Below are 15,121 nucleotides of genomic sequence, written 5' to 3' on the forward strand. Positions count from 1 at the left end.
GCAGGCCGCCCGAGCGCAACAAAAAGTGGCTCAGGGGCGTTCCTCGACGAGTTCGCCGAGGTCGTCGACGTGCATGGCCTCCATGGTCTGCATCTCGATGCCGTAGCGTTCGGCGGCGATGGAGGCTTCGAGGGCCGCTTCGCGGGAGTCGGCGTCGAACAGCAGGAGGACGTCGCGTTCGCCGAGGAGGACGTAGGCGTCGCGGAGCTGGCAGTCCCGCGTCCTGAGGTCCTGTCGGAGGTCGCCCCAGATCGAGGCGAGCTCCTGGGCGTTCTGGAACTCCCCGGTTTCGACGTTCGCGAAGGCGGCGTAGGTAGGCATACGTTCGCTTGGCCGCGGACGCCCAAAAACCCCTGTGGCCGTCGTAGTACTCGGTTCCGAGTGAACACGTACGCTTTTGCGTCGGGATTCCGTACGCGGCGACGATGAGGAACGCGAAGATCGTCTGCACGCTCGGCCCGGCGACCGACGGCGAGTCGTCGGTGCGAGCGCTCGTGGACGCCGGAATGTCGGTGGCGCGCATCAACGCCAGCCACGGGTCGCTCGCGGACCGCCGCGACCTGGTGGCGACCGCGCGCCGCGTGGACGAGGCGACCGAACAGCCGGTCGCGGTGATGCTGGACACGCAGGGCCCGGAGGTGCGGACCGCGGAGACCGACGAGCCGGTCCACCTGGCGACGGGCAGCGTCGTGGAGTTCGTGCCGGGCGGCGAGACGACGGGCGAACGCGTGGGGCTGTCGACGAGCGTCGCGGCGGCGGAGCCCGGCGACCGCGTGCTGCTGGACGACGGCCGCATCGAGACGGTCGTCGAGCGCGTCGAGGGCGACGTCGTGGTCGCGCGCGTGGAGTCCGGCGGCGACCTCGGCGGCCGGAAGGGCGTCAACGTCCCGGGCGTGGCGCTGGACCTCGACGTCGTCACGGAGAAGGACCGCCGCGACCTCGAGCTGGCGGCCGAGGCGGGCGTCGACTACGTGGCGGCGAGTTTCGTGCGGGACGCCGACGACGTCCTCGAGGTCGAGCGCGTGCTCGAGTCCCTCGGCGCGGACGTCCCCGTGGTCGCGAAGATCGAGCGCGCGGGCGCCGTCGACAACCTCGAGGGCATCGTCGAGGCCGCAGACGGCGTGATGGTGGCGCGCGGCGACCTCGGCGTCGAGTGCCCGATGGAGGACGTGCCGATGATCCAGAAGCGCATCATCCGGCGCTGCCGGGACGAGGGCGTCCCGGTCATCACGGCGACGGAGATGCTGGACTCGATGGTGCACGCGCGCCGGCCGACGCGCGCGGAGGCCAGCGACGTCGCGAACGCCGTCCTGGACGGCACTGACGCCGTCATGCTGTCCGCGGAGACGGCGGTCGGCGAGAACCCGACGCGCGTCGTGGAGACGATGGACCGCATCGTGCGCGAGGTCGAGGCCAGCGGCGAGTACGAGGAACTCCAGGAGCAGCGCGTGCCGGAGGCGGACGGCTCCGCGAAGACCGACGCGCTCGCGCGGTCCGCCCGCTACCTCGCGCGGGACATCGACGCCAGCGCCGTCGTCGTCGCCTCGGAGTCCGGGTACACGGCCCGGAAGGCCGCGAAGTTCCGGCCGCGGGTCCCCGTGGTCTGCGCGACGCCGTCTCACCGCGTGCGCCGCCAGCTCGGCCTGCACTGGGGCGTCCACGCGGAGTACGCGGAGGTCGCGGAGGGGGACGCGACGACCGTCGTCGAGCGCGCCGTCCAGGCGGCCGTCGACTCCGGCGCCGTGGACAGCGGGGACACGGTCGTGGTGCTCGTCGGGATGATGACGGAACTGGAGGGCGCGAGCACGACGAACACGCTGAAAGTCCACGTCGCCGCGGAGACGCTCGCTGTCGGCCAGTCGGTCGTCAGCGGGCGCGTCACCGGGCCGGTGGCGTTCCTCGACGACGGCGACCTCTCCGGGGTGCCCGAGGGCGGCGTCGTCGTGCTCGGGCCGGGCTTCGACGCCGAGTTCAGCGGCGACCTCTCGCGGCTCGGCGGCGTCGTCAGCGCGCAGTCCGGGATGACCGGCTACCCGGCGATGGTCGCGCGCGAACTCGGCGTCCCGATGGTCGGCGACGCGCGCCTCGAGGACGTGGCGGCCGGCGACCTCGTCACCGTCGACGGCGAACGCGGCGTGGTGTACGCCGGCGAGTCCTGACCCGGACGGCCGGCGGCCGTCGCGGGAATCCGCGCGTTTTTCCGCGCCGCCCGCGTACCCGGTCGTATGTCGGACGACGAGGCGGACGGGCGCGAGTGGCGCTACGAGCTCGACGAGGTCGGCCCGGACGCCGAACCCGACGAGCGCGCCATCGAACCCGGGTCGCCGAGCGCCGAGAACGTCGCGTTCTTCCTGCTGGGCGTCGCCGTGATGGTCGGCGTCCTCGGACTGTTGCTGTTCGGCTAGGCCGGGGTCCGGGCCGCCGCGGCGGGCCGACGGGCGGGTAACGGTTTTCCCGGCGCCCTCCTAACTGAGTGGTATGGTCGAAGTGTTCGGGCAGTCCCTGTCGTTCCTGCTGGTGGTCGTCGGGACAGCGCTGTGCATCATGGAGGCGCTGGCGCCCGGCGCGCACCTCATCGTCATCGGCGTCGCCCTCCTCGTCGCCGGCCTCGTCGGGCTGTTCGTGCCGGCTGCGGCGACGCCGTTCGTGCTCGCCGGCCTCGTGCTGGCGGTGGGGCTGGCGGCGCTGTGGACGTACCGCAACTACGACTTCTACCAGGGGACCGGCCGGGGACAGACGCGGGACGCCGACGACCTCCGGGGCGAGCGCGGCTACGTCACGGAGACGGTGACCGAGCGGTCGGGCCGCGTGAAACTGCAGTCCGGGGGCTTCGATCCGACGTACGGCGCGCGCACCATCTCCGGCACCATCGAGGAGGGGACGGACGTCGTCGTCGTGGACCCGGGCGGCGGCAACATCCTCACCGTCGAGGCGGTGGACGGCCAAGACGACATCGACCGCGAACTCGACCGCGAGCGCACGGACGCCGACGGCGCCTGACCGCGTCGCAGCGGCCGCGAGTCGTACCAACACTTATTGTCCGCGTGCCGAACGTTCACGCATGGAGTTCACCCCGCTAGCGGCGAGCGGCACAGTCATCACGGCCGTCGGGCTGTTGTTGCTGTTGTTGCTCGCTGTCGTCGTCTACGAGACGGTCGAGATCGTGGACGCCTACGAGAAGAAGGCCCTGACCGTGTTCGGGGAGTACCGCGGCCTCCTCGAACCCGGCATCAACATCGTGCCGCCGTTCGTGGCGCGCACGTACCCCTTCGACATGCGCACGCAGACCATCGACGTCCCGCGCCAGGAGGCCATCACGCGGGACAACTCGCCGGTGACGGCGGACGCGGTCGTCTACATCCGCGTGCGGGACGCCAAGCGCGCGTTCCTCGAGGTCGACGACTACAAGACCGCGGTGTCGAACCTCGCGCAGACGACGCTGCGCGCGGTGCTCGGCGACATGGAGCTCGACGACACGCTGAACAAGCGCCAGCAGATCAACTCCCGCATCCGCACGGAGCTCGACGAGCCGACCGACGAGTGGGGCATCCGCGTCGAGAGCGTGGAGGTCCGCGAAGTGAACCCCAGCCAGGACGTCCAGCAGGCGATGGAACAGCAGACGTCCGCCGAGCGCAAGCGCCGCGCGATGATCCTGGAGGCCCAGGGCGAACGGCAGTCCGCCATCGAGAAGGCCCAGGGTGACAAGCAGTCGAACATCATCCGCGCGCAGGGCGAGAAGCAGTCCCAGATCCTGGAGGCCCAGGGGGACGCCATCTCCACGGTGCTGCGCGCGAAGTCCGCGGAGTCGATGGGCGAGCGCGCCATCGTCGACAAGGGCATGGAGACCCTGGAGTCCATCGGGCAGGCGGAGTCGACGACGTACGTGCTCCCCCAGGAGATCTCGAGCCTGCTCGGCCGGTACAGCAAGCACCTCACGGGCAGCGACGTCGCGGAGGACGCCGAGAAGCTCACCACCCAGGACTTCGACGCGGAGACCCGCGAGCTGCTGGGCCTGGACGACATCGACGAGATCATCAACCAGATCAGCGAGGAGGCGGACGTCGACCCCTCGGAGATCGAAGAGCAGGCCCAGGCGGTCAAGGAGGGCGAGGACGCCGGCCTGCGGTCGACCGACGAGGTCATCAGCGAGATGGACCAGGAGTTCGAGGACGGCGACGACGGGGAAAGCAAGTCGTAACCAGTTTAACGACCGCTTACAACGAGCTGGCGGCGAACAGGCACCGAATGCTTTTGCCGTCCCGCCGCCTAGGGTGGCCTGAATGGGCATCGACGAGGACAAGCGCGCGACCCTCCGCCGGTTCGCCGCGGTGGGCGCCGCGAGCCCGCTGACGCGGCTCGCTGACGGCGACGAGGACGACGGGGACGCCGGCGGGAGCGACGTCCGCGACGCCATCACCGGCTACGTGACGACGACGCCGGGCGCGCACTTCTCGAAGCTCCGCGACGACCTGCAGCTCGGCACCGGGGAGACCCAACACCACCTCCGCCGGCTGCTCGAGGAGGGCGCCGTGGAGAGCGCTCGCGACGGCGACTACCGGCGGTTCTACCCGGCCGGCCGCTTCTCCGCGTTCGAGCAGCGCGCGCTGGGCTACCTCCGCCGGGACACCCCACGGGGGATGGTCGTGAACCTGCTCGCGGACCCGGACGCGACCGCTGGCGACCTCGCGGAGCGCCTCGACGTCTCGCCGGCGACGGTCAGCAAGTACGCCGCCCAGCTGGAGGAGGCTGGCGTGCTGTCGCGGGCGGACGGCTACGCGATCCAGCAGCCGGAGACGCTGATCACGCTGCTCGTGCGGTACGCGGACTCCTTCGACGCGCAGACCGCGGAGTTCGCCAGCGGGGCTGCGGACCTGCTCTCCTACGAGCCCTGACCGACGGACCCACTCTCCTGCGAACCCCCACCGCCTGACCGCCTGGTCCGAGGAGCCCTGACCGCCTGACCGCCGGGTCCGAAAAGCCCTGACCGCCTGGTTCGACCGGCTAGCGGTTCCCGGGCGTCGCTACGGGAGACGGGAACCCACTCGAAGCGGACAGACACTGGTCGTCCGGCGGGGCCGGACGGAGAACGCGAGGCGCCGGTCGGTCGCGGGCTGCGGCGACCGCGGCTGGCGCGGCTGGATGACGGGGCCGCGCCTGACGTGTCGCTGCAGTCGTCAGGCGTCGACCTTCCAGGTGGTCGACGAGGAGTACCCCCAGCGTTCGACGTCGACGTCGAACTCGCCGTCCTCGATGGCTGGCATGTTCGCGCCGACCTCCTTCGCGGAGAGGTCGAGTTCGTCGCCGATGAGCCGCGACTTGAAGTAGGTCCGGTCGTCGGCGTGCTCGCGGAGGTACTCGAGGATGCGGCGCTGCTTGGGGGTGAGTGCCTGGCTCGACGCGGCGGTCGCGCTCATATCTCTGGATTGGTCGGCACCCCCAAGAGGGGTTTGGTACGTGCGGTAAATCGCCCGCAGTCTTGCGGTTTCTCCGCTGCCGACGGGCGCCTGGGTCGACTGGGCGCGCGGAGTTGGTAGGCGCGGTGAACGCGCGTCGACCGCGAGGCTGTCAGTGCCACACACCGACCGCGAGTGCGCGCGGTCAGGCACACCGGCCGCGAGCGGGGTCCGCGCGGCGGCCCTCGGACGCGGGAAGACAGAAAGTTCATACGCGGGCCAGCCCGATTTCCGCACCGATGACGGATCCGGGCGTCGAGGTGACTGTCGTCCTCCCCGCGTACAACGAGGCGGAGACCATCGAGACGACGGTCCGCACGACGCTCGAACGGCTCGGGGAGTTCCTCCCCGCGGGCAGCTACGAGGTCGTCGTCGCGGAGGACGGCTGCGAGGACGAGACGCCCGAGATCGCCGCGCGGCTGGCCGCCGAGGACGACCGCGTGCGGCACTTCCACAGCGACGAGCGCCTGGGCCGTGGCGGCGCGCTGAACGCGGCGTTCCGGGACGCGCGCGGCGACACGCTCGTGTACTTCGACACGGACCTCGCGACGGACCTCCGCCACCTCGAGGAGCTCGTCGAGAGCGTCCGGAGCGGCGAGTACGACCTGGCGACCGGGTCGCGGTGGATCCCCGGCCAGCAGGCCGACCGGCCGATGAAACGCGGCATCCCCTCCAGGGGGTTCAACCTCGCCGTGCGCGGGCTGCTCGGGTCGCGGCTGCGCGACCACCAGTGCGGCTTCAAGGCGTTCGACCGCGAGGCGTTCGAGGCGCTGGCCGAGGACGTCGCGGACGAGCACTGGTTCTGGGACACGGAGATGCTGGTGCGCGCGCAGCGCCGCGGCCTCGACGTCAAGGAGTTCCCCGTGGAGTGGACGCCCCGGGAGGACTCGAAGGTCGACCTGGTGCGGGACGTCTTCGGGATGGGCAGCCAGATCCTGCGGTGCTTCTGGGAGTTCAACGTCAGCCCGTACGCGAACCGCCGCACCGGCACGGTCGTCGGCGTCCTGCTGTCCGTGGTGGCGTTCGCGCTGATGTTCGTGTACATCGACGTCGGCGCGTTCGTGGACGCGGTGGGGAACGCCGACCCCGCGCTCGTGCTGGCGGGCGCGGCCGTCTACGTGCTGTCCTGGCCGCTGCGCGGGCTGCGGTACCGGGACATCCTCGCGGAGCTCGGCTACCGGGAGGACGCGTGGTTCATGACGGGCGCGGTGTTCATCAGCCAGACGGGGAACCTCGTGATCCCGGCGCGCGCCGGCGACGCCATCCGCGCGTACGTCGTGAAGGCGCGCCGGAACATCCCGTACACGACGGGGTTCGCGTCGCTGACCGTCGAGCGCGTCTACGACCTCCTGACCATCACCGTGCTGGCGGGCGGCGTGCTCGTCGTGCTCGCGGCGTTCGCGCCGGAGACGGTCGCCGAGCTCGCGTCGACGGCCGCCGGCGAGGGGTTGAGCGGCCAGGAGTCCCGCGCCGTCCAGCAGGCGGTCGTGGTGGCGTCCGCGGTGGGCGTGCTCGCAGTCGGCGCCGTCGCGGCGATCGTGTGGTCGGCGCGCTCGGACTCGAACTACGTCCGCCGGGTCGTGGAGTGGGCGAGCGACGACTCCTACGTGGAGTACGTGGCGTCGGTCTTCGAGCAGTTCGTCGGCGACGTGCAACGCGGCGCGGCGGACGCCCGCGCGTTCGCGCGCATCGGCGGGACGAGCGTCGTCATCTGGACCATCGACGTCGCGACGGCGCTGCTCGTGTTCCTGGCGTTCGGCCTGGACGTCCAGCCGGTGAGCCTGCTCGCCGTCGGGTTCTTCGCGGTGAGCGTCGGCAACCTCGCGAAGGTCATCCCGGGGCCGCCGGGCGGCGTCGGCATCTACGAGGCGGCGTTCGCGGCCATCGTGTCGACGCTGCTGCCGGTGTCGTTCGGGCTGGCGCTCGGCGTCGCCATCGTCGACCACATCGTGAAGAACGTCGTCACCGTGGCGGGCGGCGCGCTCTCGATGACGTGGCTGAACGTCTCCCTGACCGAGGCCGTCGACGGCACCGACGCCGACCTGGGCTCGGAGCCGGACGCGGTCGCGCCCGAGGAGTGAGTCGGCGGCCGCGACGGCGCCCAGAGTGTGCCCGACGGCGCCCGGCGTCAGTAGTAGTCGGTGAGGAACGGGCCGAGCGCGCCCGCGACCGCCGTCCGGAGCGCCTCGGTGCGGTCGGTGACGCCGCCCGTGAGCACGCCCGCCGCGCCCCGGTTCTCCGCGACGCCGGAGGTGTCCAGCAGGTCGTCCATCACGGGCCCGAGTTCCGCGCCGTCGCGGAGCCGGTCGGCGACGCGGTCGGGGAGTCGCATGCGCGGACCGGCGCCGACCTCCCAGCGGTCGCCGTCCGTGGCGGCCGCCCACATGACGAGGAACAGGCCCGTCGGGCCGGGCGCGACGCCGCCCTCCAGTCCGACGCCGAGGTCGTACGCGCCGGCCGCGAGCGCGCGCTCCGCGCGGTTGCGCGCGCCCTCGACGGTCTCGTCGTCCCCCCACGGCTGCTCGGGGACGCCGCTCTCGACCGGGACGGGCTCGACGGTCGCGTCCGGGAGCGCGGCCGCGACCGCGTCGCGTTTCACCGGGTTGCCGGAGCCGACGGCGACTCGCATACCAGTCCCCGGGCGGCGCCGGCCCTTAGTCGCCGCGGATCCGGTCGGCGAGCAGTTCCAGGCCGTCGAGCAGTCTGGGGCTCGGCTGGTTCAGGAGGCTGTCGTCGACGACGTGCACGTCGGCGTCGAGGCCCCAGCGGTCGGCCGGGTCGGCGTCGACGCGGTCGCCCTTCCCGCAGACGTGGACGACGGCGTGGTCGGGGTCGGCTCCGCGGACCTCGCCGGCGTCGACCTCGCGGGAGCGCTCGCCGGCGTCGACGAAGGGGTAGCGGCCGCCCGCCGCGGCGACGACGTCCGGCACCCAGTTCCCGGCAGCCATCGGTGGGTCGTCCCACTCCTCGCAGTAGACGACCGGGCCGTCGGCCGGCGCCCGCTCGCGGACGGTGGCGACGCGCTCGCGGCTCGCGGCCTCGAGGTCCGCGCCGGCGTCCGGCAGTCCGACCGCGTCGCCGACCGCGGCGAACGACGCGAGCACCGCCTCGAGCGTGCCGGGTTCGTGGTGGGCGACGTCGAATCCGCGGTCGCGGAGGGCGTCGCGGACGTCGCGCTGGAGGGGGTCGCTGGTGAGGACGACGTCGGGGTCGCGGTCGGCGACGGCGTCGTAGTCGGGGTTCAGCCAGCCGCCGACCTTGTGCGCGTCGGCGTCGTCGTGGTGGGTGACGCCGACCAGGCGGTCCGCGCCGCCGAGCGCGGCGACGGTCGCGGTGGCGCTGGGCGCCAGCGAGACGACTCGCATGGCCGCGGCTTGGAGTGGGGGCGGCATAACGAGTCGGGTCGCGCCGCGCGGGCGGCGCGGACACCGGTCGCCGCCTGTGATTCCCTGACACGTGCTGCGCTCGGGAACGAAACCGTTAAGTGAGAATTGAGTAAACGAATGTCCCACGACTCATCCGGGTTCTCCGGGGGATTTCATCCAAATGACAGATACGCGCATGCGCTCCCGAGAGCAGGAGCGCACGGACGAACAGGAGACCGTCGACGGCTGCCCCGAGTGCGGCGGCCTCGTCGTCGACGACGAGGAGCACGGCGAGTCGGTGTGCGCCGACTGCGGGCTCGTCGTCGAGGAGGACGGCATCGACCGCGGCCCCGAGTGGCGCGCCTTCGACGCCAAGGAGAAAGACCAGAAGAGCCGCGTCGGCGCGCCGACGACGAACACGATGCACGACAAGGGGCTGTCGACGAACATCGACTGGCGGGACAAGGACGCCTACGGCAACAGCCTCTCGTCGAACCAGCGCCAGAAGATGCAGCGGCTCCGCAAGTGGAACGAGCGCTTCCGCACGCGGGACGCCAAAGAGCGCAACCTCAAGCAGGCCCTCGGCGAGATCGACCGCATGGCGTCCGCCCTCGGCCTCCCCGACAACGTCCGCGAGACGGCGTCCGTCATCTACCGCCGCGCGCTCGAGGACGACCTGCTGCCCGGCCGGTCCATCGAGGGCGTCGCCACCTCCTGCGTGTACGCCGCCGCGCGCCAGGCCGGCGTCCCACGCTCGCTGGACGAGATCGCCGACGTCTCGCGCGTCGAGAAGGCCGAGGTCGCGCGCACGTACCGGTACGTCGTCCGCGAGCTCGGCCTCGAGGTCGCGCCCGCCGACCCCGAGAGCTACGTGCCGCGGTTCGCCTCGGACCTCGGGCTGAGCGACGAGGCGTCCCACCGCGCCCGCGAACTCCTCAAGACCGCCAAGGACAAGGGCGTCCACTCCGGGAAGTCGCCGGTCGGCCTCGCCGCCGCCGCGGTGTACGCCGCCGCGCTCCTGACGAACGAGAAGACCACGCAGGCGAAGGTCTCGGAGGTCGCGGACATCTCCGAGGTCACCATCCGGAACCGCTACCACGAGCTGCTGGAAGCCGAGGACACGATTCCCGTCTAGCGAAGGCTTTTCTCCGTCGGCCGTCACCGACGCGGTATGGACTTCGAGGAGTTCGTGCTCGCGGCCGTCGTCACCGACCTCGACGACGAGCCCGCGGCGCGCGAGCACGCCGACGCCGTCGAGTTCCGCATGGACCTCGCTGCCGACCCGCTGGGAGCGCTCGACGACTACGACGGCGACCTCCCCGTCGTCGCGACCAACCGCGCCGCGTGGGAGGGCGGCGAGGCCGACGGCGACGACCGGATCGACGCGCTCGCCGAGGCCGCGCGCACCGACGCCGTCGCCGCCATCGACGTCGAACTCGCCGCGCTCGTCGGCGACGGGAACGGGGACACAGCGGGCCCGAGCGGCGAGGGCGCCGAGGCGCTCGCGGCGGCGCGCGCAAGCGACACCGCGACGATCGTCTCCAGCCACGACTTCGAGGCGACGCCGTCGATGGGCGAGATGGCGGAGACGCTCGCCGAGGCGTGCTCGCTCGGGGACGTCGGGAAACTCGCGGTGACGGCCCACGACCACGGCGACGCCCTCGACGTGCTGCGGGTCACCCACGAGTTCACCGCGGTCGACGCGCACGTCGCGACGATGGCGATGGGCGAGGTCGGCCGGCACACGCGCGCCGTCGCGCCGCTGTACGGCTCCCGGGTCGGGTACGCGCCCGTCGACCCCGAGCGGGCGACCGCGCCCGGGCAGTACGACGCGGCGACGCTGCGCGCGCTCGTCGACGACCTGGTGTGACTCGCGGCGGGCCGAGACGCGACAGCCGCGTCGGGCGTTCGGTGGCTTTAGGAGCGCCGAGCACGGAACTCGGGTAACCGTGGTCAATCGACGCGGCGTCATCGCGGCGGTACTCGGCTTCGTCTACCCGGGGCTCGGGCACGTCTACCTGCGGAAGTGGCTGCGGGCGCTGTCGTGGTTCGTGCTCGCGCTCGCGACGGCGGCGCTGGTCGTCCCGGACTCGGCCTACCAGGCGTTCGAGGCCGACGGCTTCGACGGCCTGATGGCCGCCAGCGAGAGCTTCGGGACGAACGTGACGCTGAGCCTGCTCGCCATCAGGCTGTTGAACGTCGCGGACGCGTACGTCGTCGCCGTCCGCGAGGCCCGCGAGCAGGTCGCGGAGGCCATCCCCACGCCCGGCGAGGCGGTCCGCGACGCCGCCGGCGGCGACGAGAGCGGGGACGCACAGCCGGCGTCGTGTCCGGCCTGCGGGAAGGAGCTGGACCCCGACCTCGACTTCTGTCCGTGGTGCACCACGGAACTCGACGGCGACGGCGACGCGGACGCCACATAAGCGAGACGGCAGGGACGCGGACGCCGAGTCGGCGAGACGCCCGCGACGCGGACGCCACGTAGGCGAGACGGCGGGGACGCAGAGCCCCGTAGGGAGAGTGGCGAGGGTTACTGCTCGATGATGCGCTCCTCGATGGCCTCGCCGAAGTGCCGGGCGCCCTCCTCGAGGTAGACGAGGAGGTCGTCGCCGACGGAGAGGTCGGTGACGGCGACGCGGCCCTCGGCGGTGGCGACCTTGATGGTCTCGGCGTTCTGGAGGAGCGTCTCGATGCGGTCGCCGTCCGCGGTCTCGGCCTCGACGCGGAACATCGGGCGCTTCTCGATCTTCGCGCGGCCGACGACCGCGCTGCGCGTGCGGCCCTCGCGGTCGACGACCTGGACCTCGTCGCCGGACTGGAGCTCCGCGAGGTACTTCGTGCCGCCGTCGGGCGTGCGGACGTACGCGTGGACGGCGCCGGCGTTCACGCGGAACGGCCGGGACGCCACGTACGGCGACTCCGCGGTCTCGGCGTGGACGAAGAACAGCCCCCTGCTCATCGAGCCGACGAGCATCCCCTCGTCGTCCGCCATCAGGCTGCCCGTGTCGACGCAGACGCGGTCGGCGCTGCCCGCCTCCTCGATGGCCGTGACCTCCGCCCACGAGAGGTCGAGTCGCTCGCGGTCGGCGGCGTCCCGGACGTTGACGGTGCGGCGGATCTCGTCGGGGTCGTCGCTGTCCAGCAGGACGGCGTCCGCGCCGACCTCCAGCGTCTCGAAGGCGGTCTCGGCCTCCTCGGCGGACTCTACGCCGGCGACGAGCGCGGTCTCCTCGCCGATGCGCGCGATGAGGTTCTCCAGCGGGATGATCGTCCAGTCCTCGCCGACCACGAGGGTGTACTCGGCGTCCCGCGCCGTCTCCTCGGCGAACGCCTCGTAGCGCTCGTCGAGGATGCGGACGTAGCCGGCCTCGGCGTTCCCGCGGCGGATCGTCGAGAGGTCCGCGCTCCCGGAGAAGTCCTCGGGGAGGTCGACGGTGCCGTCGCCCTCGCCGTCCTTCCCGACGACGTACGCGTCCGGCTCGTTCGCGTCGCCGTCGTCGACCTCCTCGATGACGTCGCCGTCGTCCGAGCGGAACGCCGCGACGTTCACGCTGCCGAGCTCGCGCACGCGCTCGACGTCGCGGTCGTCGACGAGCACCCAGTCGACGCCCGCCTCCAGTCCCGCCGTAATTCGTCGCTTCCGGGTCTCCCAGTCGCCGACCGCGTCGTCGGCCTTCAGCCAGACGGACCGTGTCATTGCCGGAGCGACGCGGCACGCGGCCTAAAACGTACCGGAGGCCCGCGTTCTTGCAGGACCGCTTCGCGGCCGAGGGCGTGACTGGGAGCGGCCGACCGCGAGACTGTTTGTCTCGATACCCCAACACCTATTGTGTTGGCCTCGTCTAGCCAACACCAGCGATGCCGTCCCCCGACCTCTCCAGACCGGACACCGACCTGCTCGAAGCGCTCGCGTCCCGCGGCGAGATACCGCTCGCCGTCGACGACGGCCACGTCGCCTCGAACGGCGTCGACGCCGACACGCCTGCCGGCCGCCTCCAGTTCGAAGTCTACCCCGTCGAGGACTACGGCAACCGCCACGAGCGCCACGACCCGGCGAACGACGTCCACGTCCACCAGTGGTTCTTCGACGGCTACAGCGTCGCCGTCGTCCACGACACCGACGCCGACGACCACGCGCTCGTCGTGCGCGAGCAGACGCCCGACGAGCGCGCGACGGAACTGGCCGACCACGGCGTCCCGGAGCGCCGCGCCGAACTCGTCGCGCTCCGCGAGCAGGGCCTGTCGTACAGCGACATCGTCGAAGCCACGGGCGACGACGGCCCGAACCACCGCGGCGACGTCTCCAAGCAACTGCAGGCGTTCAACCGCGACCTCGGCCAGGCGAAGTGGCTCGTTCGGAACGCCGACACGCTGGACCTCGGGGGCGGCCGATGACTGGCCGCGACGCCGCGGGGCGAGACGAGCGAGACGACGCCGTCGCGATAGCGACGCTCCCCGAACTCCGCCAGCCCACCGTCTCGCCGGACGGCGACCGCGTGGCGTTCTACTGGGACCGGACGGGCCGCAACGAAATCCACGTACTCGACCTCGCGTCCGGCGGCGTCGCGCAGTGGACGGACGGCGACGCGCCCGCGAGCAACGTCTGGCCGCTGGCGTGGACCGCGGACGGCCAGCGCGTGCTCTACCACCACGACGACAGCGACGGCGCAGAACGGCGCGACGTGTACGCCGTCGACGCCGGCGGCGACACCGAGCCGGTCGTCCAGACGGACGGCACGACCACCGTCCGGGCAGTGGGAGACGACGGCGAGACGCTGCTCGTGCGGTCGAACCACGGCGGCGGCATGGACGCCTACGTCGCCCACACCGCCAGCGGCGACCTCGCGCAGGTGACTGACACCGACTTCCCGGTCTGGCGGCCGATTCTGTCCGCGAGCGGCGACCGCGTCGCCTACCCGGGCAACGACACCGACGACCCCTCGAACCGCGACGTGGTGGTCTGTGACACTGACGGCAGCTACCGGCGCACCCTCGACGTCGGCGAGCGCGGGTCAACCACCGCGCCGAAAGACTGGAGCGCGGACGGCGACCGCCTCCTCGTCGCGGACGACGCGACGGGCGTCGCGCGCTGTGGCGTCTACGACCTCGTCGCCGACGAAGTGTCGTGGTTCGGCGACAACGACTACGTGGAGGACCCGCAGTGCTTCTTGCCGGACGGCGAGCGGTTCGTCGCCGCGCGGAAGCGAGACGCGCTCACGGTCCCGGTCGTCTACGACGTCGCGAGGGGCGAGGGGCGCGAACTCGACGTGTCCGACGGCGTCGCGCACTTCGGCCGGCGCGCGAACCGCGTCGTCGACGACGACCGCGTCCTGCTCGCGCACGCGACGCCGACCCGGCGCCCCGAACTGCTCGTCTACGACCTCGCGACTGACGACCACGAGCGCGTGCTCGACCGCGACTACGGGCCGTTCGAGCCCGCGGACTTCGTCGAACCCGCTTTCGAGTACGTCGCGTCGGACGGCGTCCCGGAGACGCCGGCGCGAGCAGTCGACCACGACAGCGACGAGACGCTCGACGTCGGGACGCTGTTCTACGACCCCGGCCGGCGGCCGGCGCCGCTGGTTGTCTACCCCCACGGCGGCCCGCACATCGCGGACCGCCGCGAGTTCGACGCGCGCGCCCAGTTCCTCTGTCGGCGCGGCTACGCCGTCCTCCAGGTGAACTACCGCGGTTCCAGCGGCCGCGGCCGGGACTTCCAGCGGGCGCTGTACGGCGACTGGGGCGGCGCCGAACAGGGCGACGTCGCCACCGCCGTCGAGGGCGTCCTCGACGAACACGACTGGCTGGACGCCGACCGCGTCTGCGTCTACGGCGGCTCCTTCGGCGGCTACTCGGCGCTCTGGCAGCTCGTCCAGTACCCCGACCTGTACGCCGCCGGCGCCGCAATCGTCCCGATGACGGACCTCCCAGACATGTACGAGCACACGGTTCCGCAGTTCCGGTCGGGCTTCCTGCAGACGCACCTCGGCACGCCGGCCGAGCATCCAGACCTGTACGAGCAGCGCAGTCCCGTCACGCACGCCGGAAACGTCGACGCGCCGCTGTTGCTCGTGCACGGCGAGAACGACCCGCGCGTGCCGGTCTCGCAGTCGCGGCGGATGCGCGACGCGCTGGCCGACGCCGGCCGCGATGTCGGGGAGGGCGGCGGCGTCGAGTACCACGAACTCGCGGACAGCGGGCACTTCGGCGCCAGCGAGGGCGACCTGCCGCGGCCGCTCGCCCTGCTCGACGACTTCCTCGAACGCCGACTCTGAATCGCCAACGGGCCTCCCCGCGCCGCCG

At 72.1% G+C, this 15,121-nt stretch carries 16 protein-coding genes; 11 read left to right on the top strand and 5 right to left on the bottom strand.

Annotated features, from left to right (window positions below):
* Positions 1-30 precede the first annotated feature (30 nt).
* On the bottom strand, positions 31-321 hold the full coding sequence (locus U5911_RS01660) for a GYD domain-containing protein (protein WP_336034743.1): 291 nt from the start codon (positions 319-321) through the stop codon (positions 31-33).
* Between the two features lie 104 nt (positions 322-425).
* Between U5911_RS01660 and pyk the strand changes: the two genes are divergently transcribed.
* The 5 genes from pyk (at position 426) to U5911_RS01685 (ending at position 4,892) form a co-directional block, all read left to right on the top strand.
* Entirely contained in the window at positions 426-2,159 is a 1,734-nt protein-coding gene (gene pyk, locus U5911_RS01665; RefSeq protein WP_336034746.1) for a pyruvate kinase, read from the top strand.
* A 66-nt stretch (positions 2,160-2,225) separates the two neighbouring features.
* Entirely contained in the window at positions 2,226-2,405 is a 180-nt protein-coding gene (locus U5911_RS01670; RefSeq protein WP_336034748.1) for a DUF7312 domain-containing protein, read from the top strand.
* 73 nt (positions 2,406-2,478) lie between these two features.
* Positions 2,479-3,000 (top strand): NfeD family protein, encoded by a 522-nt coding sequence (locus U5911_RS01675; protein WP_336034750.1) that lies wholly within the window; start codon positions 2,479-2,481, stop codon positions 2,998-3,000.
* Positions 3,001-3,061: 61 nt separating this feature from the next.
* Positions 3,062-4,198 (top strand): SPFH domain-containing protein, encoded by a 1,137-nt coding sequence (locus U5911_RS01680; RefSeq protein ID WP_336034752.1) that lies wholly within the window; start codon positions 3,062-3,064, stop codon positions 4,196-4,198.
* Between the two features lie 82 nt (positions 4,199-4,280).
* Entirely contained in the window at positions 4,281-4,892 is a 612-nt protein-coding gene (locus U5911_RS01685) for a winged helix-turn-helix transcriptional regulator (RefSeq protein WP_336034754.1), read from the top strand.
* A gap of 282 nt (positions 4,893-5,174) precedes the next feature.
* On the opposite strand, the gene U5911_RS01690 is transcribed toward U5911_RS01685, so the two are convergent.
* A complete protein-coding gene (locus tag U5911_RS01690; protein WP_336034756.1) occupies positions 5,175-5,414 on the bottom strand; it encodes a DUF7123 family protein in 240 nt (79 codons plus the stop codon).
* 278 nt (positions 5,415-5,692) lie between these two features.
* Here U5911_RS01690 and U5911_RS01695 point away from each other — a divergent pair, with 278 nt between their 5' ends.
* Positions 5,693-7,534 (top strand): flippase-like domain-containing protein, encoded by a 1,842-nt coding sequence (locus U5911_RS01695; RefSeq protein WP_336034759.1) that lies wholly within the window; start codon positions 5,693-5,695, stop codon positions 7,532-7,534.
* Positions 7,535-7,581: 47 nt separating this feature from the next.
* Here U5911_RS01695 and U5911_RS01700 read toward each other — a convergent pair whose 3' ends face one another.
* Both U5911_RS01700 and U5911_RS01705 read right to left on the bottom strand, forming a co-directional pair.
* Positions 7,582-8,082 carry an inosine/xanthosine triphosphatase gene (locus tag U5911_RS01700; protein WP_336034761.1) on the bottom strand — a complete coding sequence of 167 codons (501 nt, stop codon included), beginning with the start codon at positions 8,080-8,082 and terminating at the stop codon, positions 7,582-7,584.
* 25 nt (positions 8,083-8,107) lie between these two features.
* Positions 8,108-8,818 (bottom strand): cobalamin-binding protein, encoded by a 711-nt coding sequence (locus U5911_RS01705; RefSeq protein ID WP_336034763.1) that lies wholly within the window; start codon positions 8,816-8,818, stop codon positions 8,108-8,110.
* A gap of 181 nt (positions 8,819-8,999) precedes the next feature.
* Between U5911_RS01705 and U5911_RS01710 the strand changes: the two genes are divergently transcribed.
* The 3 genes from U5911_RS01710 (at position 9,000) to U5911_RS01720 (ending at position 11,241) form a co-directional block, all read left to right on the top strand.
* Positions 9,000-9,953, top strand: a complete 954-nt coding sequence (locus U5911_RS01710) for a transcription initiation factor IIB (RefSeq protein ID WP_336034765.1) — start codon at positions 9,000-9,002, stop codon at positions 9,951-9,953.
* A gap of 36 nt (positions 9,954-9,989) precedes the next feature.
* Entirely contained in the window at positions 9,990-10,688 is a 699-nt protein-coding gene (locus tag U5911_RS01715; protein WP_336034767.1) for a type I 3-dehydroquinate dehydratase, read from the top strand.
* 79 nt (positions 10,689-10,767) lie between these two features.
* Entirely contained in the window at positions 10,768-11,241 is a 474-nt protein-coding gene (locus U5911_RS01720; protein WP_336034769.1) for a zinc ribbon domain-containing protein, read from the top strand.
* 107 nt (positions 11,242-11,348) lie between these two features.
* Here U5911_RS01720 and U5911_RS01725 read toward each other — a convergent pair whose 3' ends face one another.
* Positions 11,349-12,515, bottom strand: a complete 1,167-nt coding sequence (locus U5911_RS01725) for a 3-dehydroquinate synthase II (protein WP_336034771.1) — start codon at positions 12,513-12,515, stop codon at positions 11,349-11,351.
* Between the two features lie 161 nt (positions 12,516-12,676).
* Here U5911_RS01725 and U5911_RS01730 point away from each other — a divergent pair, with 161 nt between their 5' ends.
* Complete coding sequence (locus U5911_RS01730) at positions 12,677-13,213, top strand: hypothetical protein (RefSeq protein ID WP_336034773.1); 537 nt, start codon at positions 12,677-12,679, stop codon at positions 13,211-13,213.
* On the top strand, positions 13,210-15,093 hold the full coding sequence (locus U5911_RS01735) for a S9 family peptidase (RefSeq protein WP_336034775.1): 1,884 nt from the start codon (positions 13,210-13,212) through the stop codon (positions 15,091-15,093). Before U5911_RS01730 ends, U5911_RS01735 begins: the two co-directional genes overlap by 4 nt.
* Positions 15,094-15,121 lie beyond the last annotated feature (28 nt).

The organism is Halobacterium yunchengense (assembly GCF_037031165.1).
Lineage (GTDB): Archaea > Halobacteriota > Halobacteria > Halobacteriales > Halobacteriaceae > Halobacterium > Halobacterium yunchengense.